We start from the raw sequence: 22,025 nt of genomic DNA on the forward strand, positions 1-22,025 counted from the left end.
GTTAAATTAATTATATTAGAATCATTCTAAACAATCAATAAATAGTTTATTTTTCTATCCTATTTATTCAAAAAATACTTTTCCTTTAAATTGGTCTCAATAACTATTAAGGATACGTTTAATTCGATACTGTTGTTTTCAAAAAATGACAGCTCAAGAGTGAGTCAAATTAAACTTATGAGCACCTATGCTGCAAGACAAAGGGCACGCCGCTTGTCTTATGAAGTGATAACCATCTGCAACATAATAATTATCAAGCAATCATTAATAAGAGACAATTTAAATGCTTATACTGTGACAATCACTCAACAATATAAAAATCGCTTAAAACCAATTGTGACGCCACTTACTTTTTCTCTATCTTCGCCGTCATTTACTTGTTATTTATGCGTAAATGGGCTATAAATGTTGTAACGCACAAAATTAAATTAACGGGTGGAATAAAATGACTCCTATGAAGGAAGACTACCTAAAAATGATTTTTGAATTAGGTGGCGTTTCTGGAAAAGTTTCAAATAAACAATTATCGTTGAGTCTCGACATTACGGCAGCGTCAGTTACTGAAATGATCAATAAATTAGTGGAAGAACGGTTGGTGTCACACACACCTTACGCTGGGATCTCACTAACTAAGTCTGGTCGTAAGGCAGCTGAGGAACTGGTTCGTAAACACCGTTTATGGGAGTGTTTCCTATTTCAAAAATTAGGCTACACTTTGGCAACAGTGCATCAAGAGGCGGAAAAACTGGAACACAGCTCAAGTGATCATATGATTGACGCACTTGATGCCTTTCTAGATCACCCTGGTCACTGCCCACATGGTGGTGCCATTCCTGATCAGGCCGGTAACTACGAAGTCGGCAGTCGGACAACGCTGGACGAAGTTGCAGATGGCACAAAGATTCGTTTGGCGCGGTTCGTGGATAACCACGACTTGCTGGACTACTTGGAAAGCCTCAACTTCTCTATCGAGCAAACGTACACGATCAAAAGTCATGCACCGTTTGAAGGTCCGTTGACGTTAGCAAAAGCCGATGGTTCTACTGTTGATGTCAGTTTTAAGGCCGCCAACAATATTTTCGTTGATAAATTATAATTGAATAGTTTTCCAAAAAGGCGATTTCAGCACGCAAAAACGTGCTGAAATCGCCTTTTGAGTTTTTTAAAATAAACCGCTACTTAAAATAATAAATAGACCAATGATAATGAACAGGCATGGAATCAACCATGTACCAAACCGTTCAATACCATGAGCGATAGCCTTCGTTTGGACCAAACGGTTACTCAACCATAACCAAAGGGCCGTCATCACGATAAATACGAAAACAATTGTGACCATTCGCCATAATGGTTGATGCACAAAAAACGGGATGTAGACACTTAGATTGTCCCCACCGTCACCAACGGTCACACTCCAAACCAATGCCACGGAGAGTTTGCCAGATATTGCGGAAACAGTACTAGCTTCCTCCGCCGTGGCTTCGGTTACGGCTTGTGGTCGTTTGAACCATTTCCAAAGATTGACAACCCCAACAGCCAACGGTAGCAGTCCCAATAAACCGACCCACTTTGTTGGGACTGTCATGAAACCTAAACTAAGTAGCCAACTGGCCGCAACCAGCGAAAGAATCCCGGCATACTGACCAACAATAACGATTGTCCGATCACGGGCCGTGCGCACAATGCCCCAAAACAACATTAACAGAATTAAATCATCTGTATTCGTGACCAAAAAAGCCACGACTGCTGACCATATCAACGCCATGCTCATCACATCCGTTTCCGGTCAGCACGGCGTTCGTCACGTCGCGCATGTCGTTTAATCGTTGCCCAGAAGGCCGGTGAACGACGTCCCAAAGTTAAGGTGTAACTCAGGCTGGAACTAGCAGACAATGCCCACAGGACCCACCAACCGCCGCCGTGAATTCGTCGAACCGGGAATAGCTCCTCGATAACACCCTGAAAAGCTTCCTTAGACACCGCCGCAATGGCAAGTTCCTCGTGTTTCAGAATCGCTTCAGCGACCACTTGAATTGCTAAAATCAACGCCCACCCGATGAGGTAGTGAAGCCCACCACGTACTTCCACGCGATCTTCTAAATTTGACTTTTTTATCGGACGAATCGTGGCAAATTGGCCTTGATACACACCTATTACGGTACCAAGTATCAACATCCCCAACGCGATGATAACGTTGACGCCGCTATATTTAAACGTTACGCCAAACATAATTAATGAAAAAATCGGAATTAACCAGTAGCGCCAGCGTTTAGGGCGTTCAAACCCAAACTGACCACGGATAAAATAAATTAATAATAGTAAACTCAAAATCACTGTCATCATGATGAATGTCCCACCTTGTCAATTGCCTCTCCATTATTATGGTTTTCGACAAGCGCGTCCATCTTTTTTATTGGCTATGATTATTTTGTTATTTTGTCACAGCACGATTTTCTAGTTACGTTATTTAGTGTGTTCAAACCACTGAATGGCTTCATTGGCGACTCGCGTTGATTGTTCACGTTGAAGAAAGTGTCCCGCTTGCGGCCACAATTCCTGTTTGAATGGGCCATCCATAAACGATGCCATTGAACTAGCTTGATGATAATCAGTGCAACCATCGGCCTGACCGATTATGTTTAGCGTTGGCACTGAAATTCGATCATTTCGTTGTAACCGTTCAGCTAACGGTGCGTAGTGTCCATCCGTCGGTGCATACCCCCAGCGAGACCGATACATATCGAGCGTCACCACTGCCCAATCTGGATTGGCAAACGTTTCTTTAAAGTCAGCTCGGTCGGTCTCAGTTAGTACGTAGCGCGGACTCCACACTTGCCACATGTGTTCGGCAAATGTTAATGGATGATTGCGCACGTAACGCTCACCCTGTTCCGTTGTCATGAACCACTGGTACCAGAAATTTTGAATTTGCTCTAGGGATAAGTTTCCAAACGTTTGCCACCCCTCTGCGAGGACTACACTACTGCGAGTAATGGTCGTCCCCCATAGGTTGCTCATCATTAACGCTGTAAACGCGCCCCAGTCTTGACCAATCACGCATACTTGTCCCAATTGCAGGACATCGATCAAATCCTTAATATCCTGAGCCAATGCGAAAAAGCTACCGGTCCGGCGCGTTTGTTCATGTCGGAAGCGAGTGTGGCCAAATCCCCGCAGTGACGGAACAAGCGTCTGGTAACCCGCTTGGTGTAATATCAGTAACATTGCATCCCAAGTGTGCCAACTGTCCGGCCAGCCGTGGAGTAATATCAATGGCTGCCCATCACTAGGACCACTGATGTTAACGGCCATGTGCAGATTCTGTGTATCAATTATTCTTTCCATTCTAAATCGCCTCCAGCTTGCGCAACGTTCTCTTTTTATTTAGTATAAGAACAAATTAGCATTCATAAAAATTGAACTTTTTAAACTAAACTATTGAAAATATTGAATCACACTAAAAGGACAAAAAAGTGATAGTTCTCTTTCATGTCACCGCTGGAGGCAAAACTTATGGATATTCAGTACTTTCGAACATTTAAAATCATTTTGGCGACTGGTAGCTACTCGGCTGCCGCTACTGAACTGAATTACACGCAGTCAACAATTACTGCGCAAATGAAACGACTAGCCAGTGTCATTGGCGAACCGCCCTTTCTTTTTCGTGGTAAGACACTACGTTTGTCCCCAACTGGCAAACGACTGGTCCCCCTTGCCGACGCCATTTTAGCGAACTATCAACAAGTCACTGATCTGGCAACACCTCATCAACTGAGTGGCTCACTGCGTTTGTCGGTCCCAGAATCGTTAATGCTGTACGGTTTGAATCCTGTTCTGCAAGGTTTTGCCGCCCGCAATCCCCTCGTTAATCTCACTATTAACAATGCAACCTGTGTTCAAAACCGCAAACTGTTACTATCCGACCAAGCGGACGTTGCCCTAATGCTGTGGCCATTATTTAAGCCAGATCCACAATTATCAGTCATTGACTTAGGCGCACAATGTTGTTCGCTCGTTGCGGCAAGAAATGCGCCGACCACATTGAAAGCTATCTTGGCACAACCGCAAGCCCACTTCGTTATCAATGAAAAGCAATGTGGCTACCGACAGGCGTTTGAACAGTATCGCCATCAACAATATCCCGAGACGCATATGCAAACGATGGAAGTCTGGAGTTTGGCAGCTATCAAGCAAACCGTAAGCGCTGGTCTGGGCTTTAGTTTTCTACCAGATTTCGTAATCCAGGACGAATTAGCAAATGGGTTGCTAAAACGTTTAACCCCGAACATTCCCACAAAATTGCACATTCAGCTATTGTTCCGCAAAAATTGGCACCCGGCCGCTGTTGAGCAAATGGTTCAGACCATCAAAAGCCAGCTACCAACCGCTATCCCTGCTACTGATATTGATTAACCTTGTCACTGGTCTATCCGCATTTGGCCTGGACTAACTTAATAAGAAAATGAGAAATGAACGGTAGGGCTTGAGTAAGGGCTTTCATTCGTCTATTATTGAGAGTGTAAATAGACACTTTCACAGTGTTAAATCTTATTTTTCGGGGGTTACAAGATGGCTACAAAGAAAATGATTCTTGATTTGGACACTGGTGTTGACGATGCCCTGGCTATTGCTTATGCGGTTGCTTCACCAGAAGTTGATCTGATTGGGATCGTTTCATCATACGGAAACGTACTGGTTGATAAATCAGCTGAAAACTCACTGGATCTATTGGAATTACTGGGTGCCACTGATGTGCCTGTCTTCTTGGGTGAATCACATTCAAGCACCACGGATCACTTTGACGTGATGGAAATCAGTCAAAAGATTCACGGTGTCAACGGAATTGGTGAAGTTAAGGTACCAAAGGCAAAACGTGCCGTTGAATCCGAAGGAGCAGTTGATTTCATCATCGACGCTGCTCACAAATATGGTGACAACTTGATTCTGGTTCCAACTGGCCCACAAACCAACTTGGATGCAGCCATCACTAAGGACCCTGAAATCGCCAAGTTAATTGGTAACATGACCTTTATGGGTGGTGCTTTGACAGTTCCTGGTAACGTTACGGCCTTCACGGAAGCTAACATTAACCAAGATCCAGCCGCTGCCGACCGTGTCTTCCGTTCACCATTGAAGTCCACAATGGTTGGCTTGGATGTTACGCTGCGGACATTGTTAACGAAGAAAGAAACACAACAATGGCGTGACTTAGGTACAGTTGCCGGTGAAAAGTATGCCGACATTACCGACTACTACATCGACGCTTACTACAACTTGGACATCGACAAAAACGGTTGTGCCATTCATGACCCATTGGCCGTTGGTGTTGCCATCGATCCTAGCTATGCTAAGTTGATCGATTTGAACATGAAAGTTACTCATGATGACCCAGCTAACCCTGCCGATGTTGGCCGTACAATCGGTGACACTGCACGTTTGAACGACCCAACAACCAACATGAAGGTTGCTGTGGATGTCGACAAGGAACGTTACCTCGCCCACTTCATGGACTTGTTAACAAACTTGTTCGCCAAACACTAAAATTAACTAACATTGCCTTGTGCGATATTAAATATCCGAAACGACTCCCCCTCAATTGGCGGAGTCGTTTTTTTCTCGCACATCTTCCTATGAAACTGTAGCTTTAAACAGCTCACCGCCGTTACGCCGATTGAAAACGCCGTTCCATGGGACCAGGTTCAACCTGCAAAACCAGCAGTTTTCACCTTCGATTCTGAGCCACAGTTCGTCTCAGAAGTCGTCCCACAACACTAAGCGGCCCCAGTTCATGCCGCTAAGTGTTGTCGACACGGAACTCTGTTTTCAATCAGCTTCACTTCGCTAGTGAAGCGCTAAAATACCAACAAGAAATTTCAAGAAAAACGGCGCCGGGAATTAAATGCCGTCCATGCAGAAATTTCGACCACGTTAGACGTAGGCGTCAATATTGATACCGAACCGTGAAGGTAACGTTAATTCGGTGGTTTTCCGAATTTAGGTTGGGACGGTCGCAGAGACTCGGGTTTCCACGAGGCTTTGTGGCGAGGTGAAAGACTTTGGTTTTCAGAAGGCTTGAACCGGTCCCACGGCGGAGCATATCAATATTGACGGCCGTAGTCGCCAGTGCTCCACTATCTCGTAGACGGTCAATTCTGAACAAAACTTTTGGCGTGATCAAACGGGATAGCGTAAAATAAAAGTATTAATTTTATCAATACAGGAGCGGTATCATGACACATAAAATTTTAAGTGCCCTCAGTTACCTAAGCATTCTATTTCTACCCGTTTTATTTCCACTAGTTGTTTGGATTGCAGCCGCTGGTCAACGCGATGTAACAACACATGCCGCACGTGCCTTCTGGACACAGTTATTGCCAACACTGATGGCTTTCGGAATTTTCTTCTTCGTGGCTGTTTACGGCCTAACCATCGGACCAAACGCTGGGATGGGTTGGTTAACACTCCTTTTTATTGGAGCATTTGGTCTTGCATCATTAGTATTGTGGTTTTATAACATCGTCATGGGCATTCGTGTCCTGCTCGACTAGACTGTTCATCAACGACTGAGGACTAAACTTTTATCCGAGAGGCTAACCATATGAAATCAAGTTCAAGCACAAATACCCGCAACCTCGTGTTGGCTGCGTTGTTTATTGCGATTATCATTGTTCAGGTTTTGGTGCCCTTTTTAGGTTACATTCCCTTGGGACTCACTGCACTGGGCATTCAAATTTCAATCATTCAGTTTACCGTTGCAATTGCCGCAATTGTCATGGGTCCATGGTGGGGCGGTCTTATCGGTGGCGTCTGGGGCCTAGCGTCACTCATTCAGGCTTGGACGACAGTCTACAATCTCGGTGCCTTTCTATTTCGTAATCCTGTCACCGCGATTTTGCCACGAGTGATGATTGGAATCGTCGTTGGGTACATTTTTCAAGAATTGGCGGTCAAACGACAACATCGTGGTTGGGCATTAACTTTGTCAGGCTTCATGGCTTCATTTACCAACACGGCATTAGTTGTTGTTTTCTCATGGATTACCATCGTGATGTTCCACATCTACTTTCCCGGAATTCCACACAGTGGCACCTTCACGTGGATTTTATTATCACTGGTTGGCGTCAATGGAATTGCGGAAATGATTGCCGGCGTCATTATTGTGCCAATCATCGGTGGAGCCATTTTAGCCGTTCGCCGCTCACGCTAATTAATCACTACGTTTGTTTGCTGACTAAACATAAACTTGTTTTCAAACGCCAGCGGTCAACTTCTCACTAAGGTTTCATTTGAAATATGAACCGGTTTCAGCTAAGATAATTGCGTAATAACATTATATCTGGGGTGCCATTTGGCTGAGATAAAACCCATTGAACCTGATCCGGTTAATACCGGCGAAGGGAGATACGTAACCGGAATCCGTGTAAAAACGGGTTATTTACAATACGGAAATACGACCTCTCACATCAGGCTCGACGATTGTGAGAGGTCTTTTTTTGCAATCATCGGGTTATTTTGCGGGCAAGCAGCATCCTCAACACGGAGGGAAAGACAATGCAACAAAAAGCAGCACATTCTAACCGGTGGCATTTACGCGATGTCATTTTGATCACCATTACATCCATTTTTATGGGGATTATTTTCTTTGTCACAGGCTTTCTGTACAACGGACTGACACTAGCTCTAACGCCACTTGGTATGGCGCCGTTTGCAAACGACATTCTGTTGGGCCTGTGGACGATGGCCGGTCCGCTGGCAGCATTCATGTTGCAAAAGGTTGGTGCAGCAACGATTGGCGAGCTTCTCGCCTCAGCCGTTGAAGCCATTATCGGGGGTCAATGGGGCCCAAGTACACTGATTTCTGGTTTTGTTCAAGGTTTCGGGTCGGAACTTGGATTTACGTTCACCCTGTACCGCCGTTATGACATGGCAAGTTTATCGCTATCTGCCCTGACGACCGCGATCGTGACGTTTGCTTGGGACTTGGTTCGTTCCGGTTACGCCGCTTATCATCCGTGGATGATTGTCGCCTTGTTTATCACCCGCTTCATTTCCATGTGGGTCTTCGGCGCCCTGCTGGTTTCTGCAGTCACAAAGCTGCTTGACCGGTCACATTTATTAGACCGTCGTCACGCCTAATAAGCACCGCTAATTCTTAAGAAAAAGAGCTTGTCTGCATGTCAAAGATTAATTTGAACGATGTTACATTTCACTATGAAACCACATTACCGCCGGTCATTGAGCACCAAAACTTAGCGTTTGATGACGGCACCTTTAACCTGCTGACGGGTCCGTCTGGCACTGGAAAGTCCACGCTGCTCAAACTGATTGTCGGATTATATCCCGCTTTTATGGGCGAAGCGACCGGAACTATCACAGTTAATGATCAGCCAGTAGTCGATTTGCCAGCTTCCAAACGCGCTCAAGTGGTTGCGATGATGTTCCAGAATCCAAGTCAACAATTTGCGATGGAAACGCCACGCAATGAGTTAATTTTTACGCTTGAAAACTTGCAAGTTCCCGCCGACTTAATGGACGCTCGGGTTAATGACGCACTGACGTTTGCCGGCGTCACGGATTTCGCTGACCGAAAGTTCACCTCATTATCCGGTGGAGAGCAACAAAAGGTCTCCCTTGCTGTGATTGTCGCGCTGAACGCTGAGGTCATCCTATTAGACGAGCCGTTTGCCAACATTGACCCAGATGCACGTTTATTTCTGTTAACGCAACTGACCACATTAGTGAAAAAATACCATAAAACAATCATTGTCGCAGACCACGATTTATCCGATTATGAACCACTCATTGATCAACTGTATATTTTTGACGGTGAACGTCACCAAGTCCATCAAGCTGACGCTGGTGAAGCACAGACAAGATTCGCCGCTTTTGAACAGCGCCAACATCAGCCTGCGCCCATTGCCCTACCAGCCGCTGAACTATCGCCTGAGTTCACGCTAGATAGCTTCACAGTGAGCCACCAAACACCACTGATTCACGATGCCAGCCTGAACATCCCCCAAGGCAAATTCGTTGTGCTCACTGGGGCAAACGGCACGGGCAAATCAACGCTGTTTGATGCACTGGTGAAATTACAAACTTACACCGGTTCTCTCCAATGGCAAGGTCAGGAAATCAGCAAACTGCGCGCCCGAAAATACGCGCAACACGTTGCTCTCGTCTTTCAACAAGCCGCAAGTCAGTTTCTGACCATTACCGTAGCGGAAGAAATTGCGCTCAGCCTTAAATATCAGCAAACCGCAGCTTGGACGCAAAATCGTATTAACGCGACATTGGCTTCACTAGATTTATCTGGTCGCGATGATCAGGTCGTTTACTCATTAAGCGAAGGGCAAAAGAAAAAATTACAGGTCTTACTGATGTTGATTATGGATGTCCCCACACTGTTGTTAGATGAACCGCTGACTGGGCTAGACTTGGTTTCCGCTCACACCATCCTTAAACTATTACGTCATGCTGTAACGGAAGAGCATCATACAGTGTTGATGATTACACATCAACTCACTGATGTCAGTCAATATGCAGACTATCATCTTCATCTGAACAACCATCAACTTAGTTACGAGGCACGCCTATGAATCCAACAATTTTATTATGTCTTGTACTCTTTGTCGGTGTAGAAATCTCCTTCACTTCAGTCATTTGGGCAAACGTCGTTATCATCACTATTTCTGTTTTGGTCATGTTGTGGCATCGTGCACCGCTTCTCTCTTATGTTCGATTGCTGCTTGTTCCCTTAATTCCAGCAGTCGGCATCTGGTTCTCCATCCGTTACTTTTCAACGGCTCAGAGCGTCCATTTTGCCTGGGTAATGGCAACGCGGATTTATGCGTATGCTTTTCTTGGCGGATTATTCACCTTCTCCACAACAACAGAAAAGACGCTAGCCTCACTTGAGCAAAACGCACACATTCCCACAACGTTTGTCTATGGCATGCTTGGTGCCTTTAACTTTGTGCCAAAGATTCGCAGTGAAGTTAAAATCATCCGTGCCAGCGCACAAATGCGTGGCATCGATCTTCACTTCTGGTCACCACAGTTGCTTTTCAAGTCAATCGTCGCCGCTCTTAACTGGTCGGAGAATCTCGCTGAAGCCATGACGTCACACGGTTTTACCGAGAATGCCCCACGCACACACCGGACCGTTATTCGGATTCCCTGGTGGAATTATGTCGTAACGGTGATTAGTATTGTTGGGTTACAGGCAATTTTATTCAGTCCGCTTAAATAGCATAATCGCTACGAGAAAAGACCACTAAAATCAGTGGTCTTTTCTCGTACTTTCGATGTCAATTAGCATAAAATGACATAGATAAAGAAAGGGCGATTATGAAAAAATTTGATTACGACACACTCAATAACCTCGTTTTAACCCCTGAAATGGTCAATAAAATGAACCAAATTTATGAGCTTCGTGGTCAAATGGCCAACCTTCGTTTAAAGAATCCGGCTGTCATGACAAGAATGACCAAGGTTGCGAAGATTGAAAGTACGGATGCTTCCAATCGAATTGAAGGCATTTACACCAGTCAAACACGTCTTAAAAAACTAGTATCCCAAACAACGACGCCACAAAATCGATCTGAAGCTGAGATTTCTGGCTATCGAGATGTTTTAAATCTCATTCACACCAATTTTCGAGAAATCAATCTCACTACTTCAAATATCCTTACACTTCATAAACACCTTTTTCGCCTCACTGAAGATTCATGGGGCGGTCATTTCAAAGATATTAATAATCAAGTTCTTGAAACCGGCAAATTACAAGTTTAATCCGAACAAGCCCGGAATCTTTCAATGGCAGTCTGTTGATGATGTATTTTTAATGGTCGTTGATTAATTAGTTCAAGTGCTGCTAGGATCTCATCAGTCGTTACTTGGCTAAAATTGGTCTTTTTCGGGAAGAACCAGCGTAACCGTCTATTAAAATATTCATTGGAACCTCGCTCCCATGGTGAATATGGATGGCAAAAATAAACTTTGATCTGATAATCCTGTTCTAAGGCCTGATAATTGGCAAACTCTTTACCATGATCAACAGTAATGGATTTTACTTGGGGACCGAAGGCCCCCATAAACTTGCCAAAGGCGGTGTTTAGAGCCTTAGCCGTTCTATTAGGGGCTTTGATGGCCCATAGAAGTCGGGTCTTACGTTCTACGAATGTAACCAGACATGATCGTGACTCACTTCGACTAGAAAGCACCGTATCTACTTCCCAATGACCAAAAGCTAATCGTTGATTAACAGTTGTTGGCCGTTGTTCGATGGAAGTCCCACTTGTAAATTTCCCACGATTTTCGCTCACTCGGTGCTGGCGGACATTCCGATTGGGTAGATCAGTCAATTTGAAGGGGAGCCAGCCACGATTAAGCCAATTATAAATTGACGCAGTGCTCAAGTTATAAGCGGCCGCAATGGTTTCTGGTGACCAGGTTAATCGTAAGTGATTGGTAATTAAAGTCGCTAATGCTGCCGTCAGCATCGAACGACGACCGCAATTCCGCCTTTTGCGATCTGCATCTTGCTGAGCTAATTCTGGATCATAAGGTTTAACCCGGTCCAACTCATAGCTAATCGTAGCTTTGGCGACGCCTAAGGCGTCAGCCATTACTTGGTAAGATTTATTCCCCTCATTGACCAGTTGTGCTAGTGCGCCACGTTGAAAACGTGATAAAGTAGATGTACCCAAAGTAATCACTCCCTATATTGGTTGGAATTAGCTACTACCATTGTAAGTGATTACTTTGGGCTTTTTAATTTCTGTTCGGATTAATTATAGAATTTGCCAACCACTGAAAATGGCGAGACCACTGTCCGTTTCAATCCACCGGCCGCGCATTTGACCCCAAATTTAGTTGATGAATTATGTCAACAATTTTCAGGGACGGTCGACCAAAGCAAATTGCCCGTCCTATTACTTTGCGCCGCATTTACATTTGATTTCGTGACCATTCATCCATTTCGAGACGGTAATGGTCGAATGTCTCGCCTACTGATGCTATTAACGTTATCGCGAGCTGGTTTTACAGTCGGCCAATTCATCAGTTTGGAAAAATTAATTGAAGAACAAAAAGACGCTTACTACGCTATCTTGCAAGAGAGCACCGTTGGTTGGTCGGAGAACAGCAATAATTATGGTCCCTTTATCAATTTTTTCCTGAGTGTTGTTCTTCAGACATATCGAGATTTTCACGATCGGCTGTAAAAGGCACCCGTAAAATGTAGGAAAACGGCAGGTTAGAACTGTTGGTTTTCCTACATTTTTTGTATCATGAATCACATCAGAGTGTAGGAGGAATTTGATGTGAGACGTGATTTAAGAGAAGGAGTGACGATTTACGTGACTGAAAATATTAAGCCTAACTTCGCCGAGATTGCCCGGCAATATAATGTTGATTATCGAACCGTTAAGAAAGCCTATGAGGAAGTCAAAGCTGGACTTAAGGGCCGACCAAGTGGTCGACCGAAACGGCCAAGTTTACTGGATCCATTCAAGCAAACCATCGATTCAAAGCTTGAACTAAATTGTTCGGCTGCTTCAATTTTTAAATTTATCCAGAAGAAGGGCTTTACCGGCAGCTATACCCTCGTGAAAGATTATTGTCGCCAAACCCGCCGAGAACGAGTTAAGAAAGCTACCATTCGGATTGAACATTCCCCTGGTCTCTCTGCTCAAGTTGACTGGAAAGAAGAAATGGCCCTAGTGAGCAGCGAGGGTGAGCTGTTTAAATTCAATATTTTCTTGTATGTATTGCCTTATTCAAAACTCAAATATATGACACTAACCTTTGATCGGAGCCAAGATACCCTCTTTTCTTGCTTACACGACGCTTTCCTTCATACCGGAGGTATTCCGACGGAAATCTGGTTTGATAATATGAAAACCGTTGTGGATCATACAAAATCCCAGTTTGGCCACGCTGTCTTTAACGAACGGTTCCACGAATTCTGTAAAGATGCCGGTTTCACACCAATTGCTTGTCGACCATTCAGACCACAAACTAAAGGTGCAGTTGAAGCCCTTGCTCGCACGGTTGAACGTTTACGGCCATACAATACTGAATTTGCTGATGGAACTGAGCTAATCGAACTAGTTCATATGCTCCGAGATGATCTAAATCATGAAACTTCGCAGGCCACGGACGAAGTCCCGTACCTGAAATGGTTAGACGAAGAAAAAGAGTACCTTCATCGCGTTCCAGTTAATCTCCTTGAACCATACTTCGAAGAAAACATTACCCGTGTCGTTTCGAAGGAGGCCATGATCAATTTCCGCAAATGTAAGTACTCAGTAGATCCGCGATACATTGGTTGTACGGTTGCTGTTGAAATCTCCAATGATGAGCAGCGCATTCACATTTATTATAACGGAGAAGAAATTCGTACGCACTCCATAACTACCAATTCGCTGAATTATGACCCCCAAGATCAGTTCAATATCCTCAAATCTGATTTGCTTAAAGGGCGGACAGATGAAGACATTTCAGCTTACATTCGTGAACATATGACTGATTACGACAACTTATAGGAGGCTACCATGACCACTAATAATCAAATTCTTTTAAATAATCTTGAGCGCTTAGGGTTAAACAAAATCCGTGAATACTTGCCGAATTACCTTGATCAAATTCACACTGATAATCTGTCATTAACTGAGGCGCTAATTGATTTAACTAATTCGGAACTCCAGAATCGACACGAAGGTCAGATTGCACGGGCCATTGGCCGTGCTCGGTTCCCCAATACAAAATCCCTAGATACATTTGATTTTAGCTTTCAACCCAGTATGAATCGCCAAGAGGTTCTGGAATTCCAGAATCTGGCTTTTATGGAAAAGTCTGAAAACTTAATCTTTATTGGCAATCCGGGAGTCGGTAAAACCCACTTGGCAATTAGTATTGGGATTGAGGCCTGTAAACAGGGCTGTCGGGTTCTCTTTATTAATTGTCATGAGCTGTTGATTAGATTGAGAGCAGCTTACGAAAAAGGACTGCTTGATCGATCTCTAAGCCGCTATTCGCGCTATGACCTATTAATTATTGATGAAATTGGGTATTTGCCAATTGGTCACCAAGAAGCTAACCTCTTATTTCAGCTAGTCAATGCCCGCTATGAAAAGCATTCAACGATCATTACCAGCAATAGTGATCTATCCGCTTGGGTTGATATTTTCCAGAACCCAACTGTGACAGCAGCCATTCTCGATCGCTTGGTTCATCATGTTCACGTAGTGAAGATCACTGGTAAATCTTACCGATTACGTGGCCTCAAGTAACTGCCGAAAACCTACATTTCTTTCTGCCGAAAACCTACATTTTTAAACTGCCCTTGACAATCGGCTAACGCCCTTACCAACTGACTTCGAAAAAATCACACCTAAACGCGATTCACGTTCAACCACTAAGCCCAAACGCCTCACGCCACAATTACTAGTGATGAATGCTCTTCAAGAAGCACTCATCCCCATTAACAAGCAGCAAATTATGAATGCAGTCCCTCAATACAGTCAGAAAACGATCGAACGTACACTGAGGCAACTCGTTGATGCTCACTCGGTTAAAATGTCTGGTCGATCCCGTGGGACTAAGTATCAGTTAGCTTAAATGCCTTACTACTTTGAAAACAAAGTGGCCTTTTTCTTTGTAAAAAGAGCACCATGAACACCAACTCTCGCTGATGTTCATGGTGCTCTTTTTTCGTGAAAACTCACTGTCGTTCAAACTAACAATAAATTTTTGACCGTATCAATAGGCCAGAATAAGAATCGAAAAACAGACGATAATCACAATCTCTCCCAAGAATTCTGCTGTAATCAACGCTTCTGGTTCAATAAAGATACTCTCGGTGGTTATAGTACTTGCAGCTTTACGTAACCTTGTTCTGTTTATCCAACTGATTACAAAATACGCGATTAGTAATAGATTAATTGATAATCCCCACACCACAAGTACAGACATCGGCGCGTCAAGCAAAAGGAAGCCAACTGCCACTGACAAAACAAGCAAAATCCTTAAAACCTTTGCCAGTCTACTAAACATTGAAAACACTGGTCGAGGAGCAAGCGTCTTTATTTTCTTGTAGTATTCTCGCACAGTTTGTTTTTGAGCTTTGTGTTTACGATTGTGCTGACTGATCAAATGTTGGTCGATGGCTACCCAAAGAAACAGATAGAGTGCCACCACTAGAGCATTAATCACGAGAAAATTAAAATATTCGATTTTATCCCTCTTTTTCTGCGGACATTTTATCTTGGCAAATTCTATAATTAATCCGAACAGAAATTAAAAAGCCCAAAGTAATCACTTACAATGGTAGTAGCTAATTCCAACCAATATAGGGAGTGATTACTTTGGGTACATCTACTTTATCACGTTTTCAACGTGGCGCACTAGCACAACTGGTCAATGAGGGGAATAAATCTTACCAAGTAATGGCTGACGCCTTAGGCGTCGCCAAAGCTACGATTAGCTATGAGTTGGACCGGGTTAAACCTTATGATCCAGAATTAGCTCAGCAAGATGCAGATCGCAAAAGGCGGAATTGCGGTCGTCGTTCGATGCTGACGGCAGCATTAGCGACTTTAATTACCAATCACTTACGATTAACCTGGTCACCAGAAACCATTGCGGCCGCTTATAACTTGAGCACTGCGTCAATTTATAATTGGCTTAATCGTGGCTGGCTCCCCTTCAAATTGACTGATCTACCCAATCGGAATGTCCGCCAGCACCGAGTGAGCGAAAATCGTGGGAAATTTACAAGTGGGACTTCCATCGAACAACGGCCAACAACTGTTAATCAACGATTAGCTTTTGGTCATTGGGAAGTAGATACGGTGCTTTCTAGTCGAAGTGAGTCACGATCATGTCTGGTTACATTCGTAGAACGTAAGACCCGACTTCTATGGGCCATCAAAGCCCCTAATAGAACGGCTAAGGCTCTAAACACCGCCTTTGGCAAGTTTATGGGGGCCTTCGGTCCCCAAGTAAAATCCATTACTGTTGATCATGGTAAAGAGTTTGCCAATTATCAGGCCTTAGAACAGGATTATCAGATCAAAGTTTATTTTTGCCATCCATATTCACCATGGGAGCGAGGTTCCAATGAATATTTTAATAGACGGTTACGCTGGTTCTTCCCGAAAAAGACCAATTTTAGCCAAGTAACGACTGATGAGATCCTAGCAGCACTTGAACTAATTAATCAACGACCATTAAAAATACATCATCAACAGACTGCCATTGAAAGATTCCGGGCTTGTTCGGATTAAACTTGTAATTTGCCTCTTTTTAAACCTAAGTTCGTTTAATTCAGGAAATCGACAACTTGGAGTGCAATCAACACTAATGGGGGAAGCAAAAAAAGGATATAAAAGATCATCTCGATCAAAATTTGCTCTGGCTTGACTGTGAAGAAAAAAGTTTTGGAAGCGTTGTTTTCGTGTTGTCTAATGTATTTCACCGCGTGCAAACGATACCCACAATAGATGAGCAAGAAAGCAAACAGGAAAAACACGTCACCAAAAGTGAGCATTGCACGGCCCAGACCCCAAGCAACATTGGTAATCATTAAAAGCCAATTGATAGCAATAAAGGCTATGCCGGCAACACCACAAAATACGAAAATAAAGCGTAACCATCTTGAGGTTTTGTCTGGAAGTTTCCTTTTTAGCAACCTGTAATATGCATACGTCGTTTGCCGTTTTAGTCCATGAGTTTCCTCATTTTTTTTGCGCTTTCTTTGTTCTATCAGCTGAGATACCACTAAAGTTAGAATTACGGCCATTTGTATGACAGCTAAAACCATGTGTCAAGACTCCTTCTATCCCACTGCGCAAATGCTTACAAATCGAAAATCAGGGAATCGCTGATTTGAATGATAACTACCGTTTTAACCCGGCCTTGACGTTTTCACGGTTGCCGCGTTAATACGGAATACTCATAAAAAGCAGAAAGATGTCGATGCCCAAAGATATTGCTGCCAAAACCGGTAAAATCAATACCCAACCTTTAGAAATCAATTGAGTCGTTTGAGGAACGAATATATCTGGCTCACCACTATGTTGACGATTATATTCCACTTTTGCACGGACGCTTTCCATCTGTATCATCCATTCACAAATGGCGCCAAACATCATTGATACATCAATAATTAACAAACATATTCCAAACCAAAATGGAGAACTGAAGAGAAATGTTGCTGAAATCAATGCAAGTATAAGCACTATAAATATCGATATTAAAAAATAGACAGGCATTTTTTAACATTAGGTAGATTGCAAATTTAATCCGAATTTTTGGACAAATTGGTCAGCATAACCTGATACGGTGTTTTCCAGTCAAGTATTTTAAGCGGTCTCTGGTTAATTTGGAGTAACGTCGTCGTTAAATCTTGAGCACTAATGTGCTCAAAACGAGTCCCCTTAGGATAAAAATAACGTAAATTCCGATTAAAGCGTTCATTACTACCACGTTCAGCTGGCGTATAAGCATGACAGTAATAGGTCTTAATACCATATTGTGATTCAAATGATACTAGCCCACTAAACTCAGTACCACGGTCCACAGTAAAACTGTGCACCGGTCCATTAAAAGTTGTTAGGAACTTAGTCAGTGCTTCATTAACACTCGCTGTCGTTCGGTCCTTTAACCGATATGCCCAAAGGAACCGTGATTTGCGATCGATTAAAGTTAATAAAACTGCCTTACTATGCCCACGAGGGCCAACGACGGTATCTAGTTCAAAATCACCGATGCGATTACGTTGATTAATCATCATGGGACGCTGTTCAATCGATCGCCCCAAAGATTGATTATATTTGGATCGTTGGTCAACGTTACGCCGTTGGCGTACGCCATGTTCAGGTAGATCATTCAAGGAGAAACCAATTCTCCCCTGATTTAGCCAATTATAAATAGATTTAGTCGCTAGTTTAAATTCGTGAGCAATCATTCCTGGTGACCAGCTTAGATGTAAATGGTTGAGAATTGTTTGCTTTAACTCATCGCTCAGCTTAGTTTTCCGACCACATCGTGATCGCTTGTATTCGGCATCTGTTTGTGCTAATTCAGCCTGATAAGGTTGACATCGAGATAATTCATAAGAAATTGTTGACGGTGATCGGTTCAGCCGAACGCCCATTTGGATATTGGACAGCCCTAGTTCACAAAAGGTTTCGATTTTAATTCGTTCGGAATAGGTTATACTAGACAAAAGATCAGCTCCTAAAAGATGGGTTTGTTGTAAACACCATTTTAAAGGAAGCTGATCTTTTTTGTCCGAACAGCGTTCGGATTAATTTTACAATCTACTATATCATTAAGATCACTTCCAAATCAAAAGTATGAATGTCGTTAATGACGATTCATCATTTAAACCCAGCACGTACTTTTCAACGGTTAGGCCATGGATTAACTGAAAAAGTATCGCCAACAACCAAATAAAACTGCTAGCCACAAAACATAGAAAACTAATTTGAGCGAGATAAACCTTCCAGTCAATCGATATTCTTTTTCTTCATTTTTTGTATTAAGCTGTTTTACCTTGTAATGAAATTGATACTGATTTGCAAAATAGATACTCAGCATAGTCAATACAGCTATTACGTTTACGGACTGAAGAAGATTGATTAAAAATTGAACGTCAACAAAAGAATTGAAAAAAACAAGCCACACTGAAACCACGAAGCTAATTAAAACTAGAACTACAGACATTGCCGCCAAAATTGCTAGCCTTTTTGATGACCTTGAATCTCTACCTAGTTTTCTCCTGTACGCATTAACCTTTACATTGTAAATTCTCTTTTCATGAAGGAAATTAGCTATTCTATGATTTTCAAGAACTACTTCCAATATGTAGAACGTTAGAAGAAATATCATTAGTAAAATTAAAAACATCATATTAGAAGTTATCATCTAGTTTCTGGCCCTTTCAATCAGCTTCCAAGCGACATTAATAGCAAATCTTGATACTATGTCTGACTTTAAATCCAAAAACTATAATCATCACATTCATGTACTTCAAATGGCAAGATCATCAAGACTTGGCATAGACCCAAGAAGAAAAGTAAATCAATTTGCGAAGTCAATGTAAAGTAAAACTAAATCTATTCCAAACAAGAGCCCAGAAAGTCCGGAAAAAATTAAAACCCACCCTCGCTCAATCAGCACATTGGGTTTGCCGACAAATATTGCCTTCTCCTTTGGATGTTCCTGATTGTATTTGATTTTGGCATGTAAACCAACAAGGTGCAATTTCCAAGCAATAAATGATGTAATCACTATCAGTAAATCAACAATGAGTAGAAGCAAAAAGTATATGTTGGGCGCCTGCCAAAAAAATACAGTTATTATCAGCAAAGTGACAATACTAACGACCAACAGCAAGTAACTTCTACCAAGTATTTTTTGTGCTTTATTGAAGGTCTTATCAGTAATCGCCTTGTCATATTCAAAGTATGTCAAATCCGACTTCAATTCATTCTCTTGAGAAAAAGAAGCAAAGTCCTTTTTCGTTTTTTTATGATCCAATCTAAAAACAACAAGCCAAATTATTGCTAGGATCATAGAAAACACAAACAAAACTAGATAAAGAAGCATATATCCTCCTAGTAGCAAGAAAAGATGAACAAATCACTTTGTCCATCTCTTTCACTAATGCAATTCTTTTTAAACAATTATTATGCACTCGCTAAAGCCATCAAAGACCCCATTGCTTTGAGTAACACTGCACCAATTTCTGGCACACTAACAATCAGTATCCCTAACGCGACTGTTCCAATAAACGCCACTGCCAACGTGCCAATTAATGGCAAATTCCAGTTCTTTTCTTTTAATTCATCGGTTGCATTATTATACGTCACAACCTCCGGCGTTGAAACAGCGACATCAATTGGATGAAAGCTTATTGATACCAACACTTCAAAGTCCAGCGAAACTTCGTGACCATCTGTATCCTGCTTGGCTTCATTATAAATATCTTGGATTATTGCTAATTAAAACTGATGTTTACACAAATTAACCTACCAATATCTTGTCGATTCTCCGGGCTGTGTCCATACGTACTCTCTTTTTTGAATGCAAATTTGTTTCGGCGGCATTGTCAAACTGACCGTCAACATAACGATTGCGACAATCACACCATAGATCAATGTGGCGACACTCAGCCCGTAAGGCGTCAGCAACGTACAAGCAGCTATTTGACCGCCTAAGACTCCAATTTGAAGCAGCGTTCGCCAGTCCTGATACCATTTTTTGGTTCTTACGGGCGTCACAATAATTTTTGTCTGAAAGAAAAATTGCGTGTCATACGCGTGATTAATGCATAGATTGCATACAAAATAAACAATGGTCAATGTGCAAAAAATCACCGCTACTGCTTGAAAGGCAGTATTTAATCTTGTGACTATTGAAATTGCTAAAAGAGTGATTGGTAACCATAATAAATTTGCTATATACCGGTCTCCAAAACCGCTTGTTGTATAACCATAATACATATAATAATTTCTAGGTGGCAAAATCAACTTATTGCCGTGTACAATCCTTCCAGAAAGGGGTAAGCGAGAACTAAAAGCTGGGAATAATAAATACAAAAAATCACTAAAGATACTGACGGCCACGGTTGAACCATCATCCAAATTAAGAACATTCCAAAATCCGAAAAAACGTTGGCCAATGACAGTCCGTATCACGTAATCAACATCCTGTTCGTGGTCTCGTATTTTTGTCTTTGTAAACATCCGTTTCTCCATTCCGTTTGCAAAACTTTATTGAAACAAATGAGCATCACCATCACGTATGTAATGATAATGCTCATAAGGGCATTTGCATATTATTTATGCAACTTTTGTCGCTAACTAATCCGCTAATTCTTACGTATTCCTAACTGAATCTAGTACGATTCACCGGTATAATCTTGCATCAATGATTTGAATTCGTCATCTGATGTATCGAACTTCCACTTATGGTTAACTTTTGTCATTTTGATATCTGAATCATCCGCTTGGCGAATTGGCAACTTGGTTAATAACTCAGGAAATTTTTCATAAACTGCATTTTTTGCGCCAGCCTCTACGTCATCTGGTGAAAGACTTTCGCTATCATCTGCTTCGTCATCGTCCTCATTGCTTTGATCAACTGCATCCTGAGCTGAGCTCTGAACGTTATCAATAACCTCAGACAAAGATGTTAACTTAAGCACAATTGGCGTCACTGTAATCTCCGCACTATTTGGCGTGACTGACTTAATAGCATAAACGGCACGAGCTTTTTTACCATTCACATCTTGAATGTCACTAATCATTTTATTTGACGCATCATCCGTAATTTGGGCATCGAAGGCATCTTCAAGATACTTTCGGGTAGCACTTTGATACTGTTGCTTGTCAGTTTTTGCATTATTAGCAACTAACTTATCATAGTCTAAATTCTTTTTATTTAAGAACACTTCTGATATATAAGCCTGTAAAGCTTTTTTGGGCTCAGCCGTCTTATCCTTATACTTCTTCGGCGACATGGCAAGTTTGGTCGTTGACTCCTCTTTGCCGCTATCGGTCGTTGGTGTTAACTCAAGTGTGTATTTCTTACTCTTGTCAACATTAAACACGATATAACCCGTTGTCGTTGCACCATGATGCAACTTTTCAGTACTAATTGTTTCAAAAGAGTCGCCATCGCCAGAACTGGTAACCATTGTGGGCTTAACCTTGTTCTTTTTTGAATCCCGTAAAGCAAAGTCTTCATCACCCATCAACGTTTGCGCTTTGCCATTATTTTTCACCTTTAGCTTCAAAGCGAGATAGGCATGTCCCTTAGTCGGCGCTGAAACGTCACTCGGACGAACATAGGTACCCGATTGAATTGTTACCTCATCACCATGTGATGGTGAACTCTGACCTGATTTCGTTGAGCAAGCCGTTAAGAGTGCTGCCAGCAACACTGCTGGAACAATCAGTAACTGTTTGTGTGTCATAATATTTCCTCCTATTGTGATATGTGCGAAATCTCTG

Annotated in this window: 25 protein-coding genes and 1 riboswitch; of the genes, 13 read left to right on the forward strand and 12 right to left on the reverse strand. The window is 42.4% G+C overall.

The window, feature by feature from the left end:
- Positions 1-445: 445 nt before the first annotated feature.
- Positions 446-1,096: a metal-dependent transcriptional regulator gene (locus ABUE36_RS12120; RefSeq protein ID WP_421016807.1), complete on the forward strand. Its 651-nt coding sequence runs from the start codon at positions 446-448 to the stop codon at positions 1,094-1,096.
- Positions 1,097-1,162: 66 nt separating this feature from the next.
- Here the strand turns inward: ABUE36_RS12120 and ABUE36_RS12125 are convergent, their stop codons facing one another.
- From ABUE36_RS12125 to ABUE36_RS12135, 3 genes are all read right to left on the reverse strand, one after another.
- Positions 1,163-1,765 carry a cadmium resistance transporter gene (locus ABUE36_RS12125; protein WP_161001825.1) on the reverse strand — a complete coding sequence of 201 codons (603 nt, stop codon included), beginning with the start codon at positions 1,763-1,765 and terminating at the stop codon, positions 1,163-1,165.
- 5 nt (positions 1,766-1,770) lie between these two features.
- Positions 1,771-2,343 (reverse strand): hypothetical protein, encoded by a 573-nt coding sequence (locus ABUE36_RS12130; RefSeq protein ID WP_421016808.1) that lies wholly within the window; start codon positions 2,341-2,343, stop codon positions 1,771-1,773.
- A gap of 120 nt (positions 2,344-2,463) precedes the next feature.
- Positions 2,464-3,345, reverse strand: a complete 882-nt coding sequence (locus tag ABUE36_RS12135; protein WP_161001823.1) for an alpha/beta fold hydrolase — start codon at positions 3,343-3,345, stop codon at positions 2,464-2,466.
- A gap of 168 nt (positions 3,346-3,513) precedes the next feature.
- Here ABUE36_RS12135 and ABUE36_RS12140 point away from each other — a divergent pair, with 168 nt between their 5' ends.
- The 8 genes from ABUE36_RS12140 to ABUE36_RS12175 all read left to right on the forward strand — a co-directional run bounded on the left by ABUE36_RS12140 (position 3,514) and on the right by ABUE36_RS12175 (position 10,791).
- On the forward strand, positions 3,514-4,413 hold the full coding sequence (locus tag ABUE36_RS12140) for a LysR family transcriptional regulator (protein ID WP_421016809.1): 900 nt from the start codon (positions 3,514-3,516) through the stop codon (positions 4,411-4,413).
- Positions 4,414-4,569: 156 nt separating this feature from the next.
- A complete protein-coding gene (locus ABUE36_RS12145; RefSeq protein WP_161001821.1) occupies positions 4,570-5,541 on the forward strand; it encodes a nucleoside hydrolase in 972 nt (323 codons plus the stop codon).
- Between the two features lie 689 nt (positions 5,542-6,230).
- The gene (locus tag ABUE36_RS12150; RefSeq protein WP_017261522.1) at positions 6,231-6,548 is read left to right on the forward strand and encodes a DUF4870 domain-containing protein; all 318 of its coding nucleotides are present in this window, start codon (positions 6,231-6,233) and stop codon (positions 6,546-6,548) included.
- A 50-nt stretch (positions 6,549-6,598) separates the two neighbouring features.
- Positions 6,599-7,207, forward strand: a complete 609-nt coding sequence (locus tag ABUE36_RS12155; protein ID WP_161001820.1) for an ECF transporter S component — start codon at positions 6,599-6,601, stop codon at positions 7,205-7,207.
- A 120-nt stretch (positions 7,208-7,327) separates the two neighbouring features.
- Positions 7,328-7,417, forward strand: a riboswitch (TPP riboswitch).
- 134 nt (positions 7,418-7,551) lie between these two features.
- A complete protein-coding gene (locus ABUE36_RS12160) occupies positions 7,552-8,136 on the forward strand; it encodes an ECF transporter S component (RefSeq protein WP_161001819.1) in 585 nt (194 codons plus the stop codon).
- A gap of 38 nt (positions 8,137-8,174) precedes the next feature.
- The gene (locus ABUE36_RS12165) at positions 8,175-9,596 is read left to right on the forward strand and encodes an ABC transporter ATP-binding protein (RefSeq protein ID WP_161001818.1); all 1,422 of its coding nucleotides are present in this window, start codon (positions 8,175-8,177) and stop codon (positions 9,594-9,596) included.
- A complete protein-coding gene (locus ABUE36_RS12170; protein WP_421016810.1) occupies positions 9,593-10,249 on the forward strand; it encodes an energy-coupling factor transporter transmembrane component T family protein in 657 nt (218 codons plus the stop codon). Before ABUE36_RS12165 ends, ABUE36_RS12170 begins: the two co-directional genes overlap by 4 nt.
- A 98-nt stretch (positions 10,250-10,347) precedes the next feature.
- Positions 10,348-10,791 (forward strand): hypothetical protein, encoded by a 444-nt coding sequence (locus ABUE36_RS12175; protein WP_421016811.1) that lies wholly within the window; start codon positions 10,348-10,350, stop codon positions 10,789-10,791.
- On the opposite strand, the gene ABUE36_RS12180 is transcribed toward ABUE36_RS12175, so the two are convergent.
- Positions 10,788-11,708: an IS30-like element ISLsa1 family transposase gene (locus ABUE36_RS12180; protein ID WP_011373852.1), complete on the reverse strand. Its 921-nt coding sequence runs from the start codon at positions 11,706-11,708 to the stop codon at positions 10,788-10,790. The genes ABUE36_RS12175 and ABUE36_RS12180 overlap by 4 nt on opposite strands.
- 93 nt (positions 11,709-11,801) lie before the next feature.
- Between ABUE36_RS12180 and ABUE36_RS12185 the strand changes: the two genes are divergently transcribed.
- The 3 genes from ABUE36_RS12185 (at position 11,802) to istB (ending at position 14,294) form a co-directional block, all read left to right on the forward strand.
- Positions 11,802-12,224, forward strand: coding sequence for a Fic family protein (locus ABUE36_RS12185; protein ID WP_421016812.1), 423 nt, complete (start codon positions 11,802-11,804; stop codon positions 12,222-12,224).
- Between the two features lie 99 nt (positions 12,225-12,323).
- A complete protein-coding gene (gene istA, locus ABUE36_RS12190; RefSeq protein WP_003555353.1) occupies positions 12,324-13,547 on the forward strand; it encodes an IS21 family transposase in 1,224 nt (407 codons plus the stop codon).
- 9 nt (positions 13,548-13,556) lie between these two features.
- Positions 13,557-14,294, forward strand: coding sequence for an IS21-like element helper ATPase IstB (gene istB / locus ABUE36_RS12195; protein ID WP_014386885.1), 738 nt, complete (start codon positions 13,557-13,559; stop codon positions 14,292-14,294).
- Positions 14,295-14,763: 469 nt separating this feature from the next.
- Here istB and ABUE36_RS12200 read toward each other — a convergent pair whose 3' ends face one another.
- The gene (locus tag ABUE36_RS12200) at positions 14,764-15,201 is read right to left on the reverse strand and encodes a hypothetical protein (RefSeq protein WP_421016813.1); all 438 of its coding nucleotides are present in this window, start codon (positions 15,199-15,201) and stop codon (positions 14,764-14,766) included.
- Positions 15,202-15,368: 167 nt separating this feature from the next.
- Between ABUE36_RS12200 and ABUE36_RS12205 the strand changes: the two genes are divergently transcribed.
- Positions 15,369-16,289, forward strand: coding sequence for an IS30-like element ISLsa1 family transposase (locus tag ABUE36_RS12205; RefSeq protein WP_011373852.1), 921 nt, complete (start codon positions 15,369-15,371; stop codon positions 16,287-16,289).
- Positions 16,290-16,324: 35 nt separating this feature from the next.
- Here the strand turns inward: ABUE36_RS12205 and ABUE36_RS12210 are convergent, their stop codons facing one another.
- From ABUE36_RS12210 to ABUE36_RS12240, 7 genes are all read right to left on the reverse strand, one after another.
- Positions 16,325-16,825: a hypothetical protein gene (locus tag ABUE36_RS12210; protein WP_161001814.1), complete on the reverse strand. Its 501-nt coding sequence runs from the start codon at positions 16,823-16,825 to the stop codon at positions 16,325-16,327.
- A 118-nt stretch (positions 16,826-16,943) separates the two neighbouring features.
- Positions 16,944-17,228, reverse strand: coding sequence for a hypothetical protein (locus ABUE36_RS12215; RefSeq protein WP_421016814.1), 285 nt, complete (start codon positions 17,226-17,228; stop codon positions 16,944-16,946).
- Between the two features lie 74 nt (positions 17,229-17,302).
- Complete coding sequence (locus tag ABUE36_RS12220) at positions 17,303-18,232, reverse strand: IS30-like element ISLpl1 family transposase (protein WP_096109805.1); 930 nt, start codon at positions 18,230-18,232, stop codon at positions 17,303-17,305.
- Between the two features lie 857 nt (positions 18,233-19,089).
- A complete protein-coding gene (locus tag ABUE36_RS12225; RefSeq protein ID WP_421016815.1) occupies positions 19,090-19,617 on the reverse strand; it encodes a hypothetical protein in 528 nt (175 codons plus the stop codon).
- 80 nt (positions 19,618-19,697) lie between these two features.
- Positions 19,698-19,880, reverse strand: a complete 183-nt coding sequence (locus tag ABUE36_RS12230) for a hypothetical protein (RefSeq protein ID WP_161001811.1) — start codon at positions 19,878-19,880, stop codon at positions 19,698-19,700.
- 159 nt (positions 19,881-20,039) lie between these two features.
- Positions 20,040-20,756 (reverse strand): hypothetical protein, encoded by a 717-nt coding sequence (locus ABUE36_RS12235; protein WP_161001810.1) that lies wholly within the window; start codon positions 20,754-20,756, stop codon positions 20,040-20,042.
- A gap of 152 nt (positions 20,757-20,908) precedes the next feature.
- Positions 20,909-21,988: a DUF5105 domain-containing protein gene (locus ABUE36_RS12240; RefSeq protein WP_421016816.1), complete on the reverse strand. Its 1,080-nt coding sequence runs from the start codon at positions 21,986-21,988 to the stop codon at positions 20,909-20,911.
- Positions 21,989-22,025 lie beyond the last annotated feature (37 nt).

The organism is Furfurilactobacillus cerevisiae (assembly GCF_048961765.1).
Taxonomy (GTDB): Bacteria; Bacillota; Bacilli; order Lactobacillales; family Lactobacillaceae; genus Furfurilactobacillus; species Furfurilactobacillus milii_A.

What these genes read in the sequence shown, in the direction of transcription:
- ABUE36_RS12120 (WP_421016807.1), top strand. Translation starts at nt 446, where the DNA reads ATGACTCCTATGAAGGAAGACTACCTAAAAATGATTTTTGAATTAGGT.
- ABUE36_RS12125 (WP_161001825.1), bottom strand. Translation starts at nt 1,765, where the DNA reads ATGGCGTTGATATGGTCAGCAGTCGTGGCTTTTTTGGTCACGAATACA.
- ABUE36_RS12130 (WP_421016808.1), bottom strand. Translation starts at nt 2,343, where the DNA reads ATGATGACAGTGATTTTGAGTTTACTATTATTAATTTATTTTATCCGT.
- ABUE36_RS12135 (WP_161001823.1), bottom strand. Translation starts at nt 3,345, where the DNA reads ATGGAAAGAATAATTGATACACAGAATCTGCACATGGCCGTTAACATC.
- ABUE36_RS12140 (WP_421016809.1), top strand. Translation starts at nt 3,514, where the DNA reads ATGGATATTCAGTACTTTCGAACATTTAAAATCATTTTGGCGACTGGT.
- ABUE36_RS12145 (WP_161001821.1), top strand. Translation starts at nt 4,570, where the DNA reads ATGGCTACAAAGAAAATGATTCTTGATTTGGACACTGGTGTTGACGAT.
- ABUE36_RS12150 (WP_017261522.1), top strand. Translation starts at nt 6,231, where the DNA reads ATGACACATAAAATTTTAAGTGCCCTCAGTTACCTAAGCATTCTATTT.
- ABUE36_RS12155 (WP_161001820.1), top strand. Translation starts at nt 6,599, where the DNA reads ATGAAATCAAGTTCAAGCACAAATACCCGCAACCTCGTGTTGGCTGCG.
- ABUE36_RS12160 (WP_161001819.1), top strand. Translation starts at nt 7,552, where the DNA reads ATGCAACAAAAAGCAGCACATTCTAACCGGTGGCATTTACGCGATGTC.
- ABUE36_RS12165 (WP_161001818.1), top strand. Translation starts at nt 8,175, where the DNA reads ATGTCAAAGATTAATTTGAACGATGTTACATTTCACTATGAAACCACA.
- ABUE36_RS12170 (WP_421016810.1), top strand. Translation starts at nt 9,593, where the DNA reads ATGAATCCAACAATTTTATTATGTCTTGTACTCTTTGTCGGTGTAGAA.
- ABUE36_RS12175 (WP_421016811.1), top strand. Translation starts at nt 10,348, where the DNA reads ATGAAAAAATTTGATTACGACACACTCAATAACCTCGTTTTAACCCCT.
- istB (WP_014386885.1), top strand. Translation starts at nt 13,557, where the DNA reads ATGACCACTAATAATCAAATTCTTTTAAATAATCTTGAGCGCTTAGGG.
- ABUE36_RS12210 (WP_161001814.1), bottom strand. Translation starts at nt 16,825, where the DNA reads ATGGTTTTAGCTGTCATACAAATGGCCGTAATTCTAACTTTAGTGGTA.
- ABUE36_RS12225 (WP_421016815.1), bottom strand. Translation starts at nt 19,617, where the DNA reads ATGCTTCTTTATCTAGTTTTGTTTGTGTTTTCTATGATCCTAGCAATA.
- ABUE36_RS12235 (WP_161001810.1), bottom strand. Translation starts at nt 20,756, where the DNA reads ATGTTTACAAAGACAAAAATACGAGACCACGAACAGGATGTTGATTAC.
- ABUE36_RS12240 (WP_421016816.1), bottom strand. Translation starts at nt 21,988, where the DNA reads ATGACACACAAACAGTTACTGATTGTTCCAGCAGTGTTGCTGGCAGCA.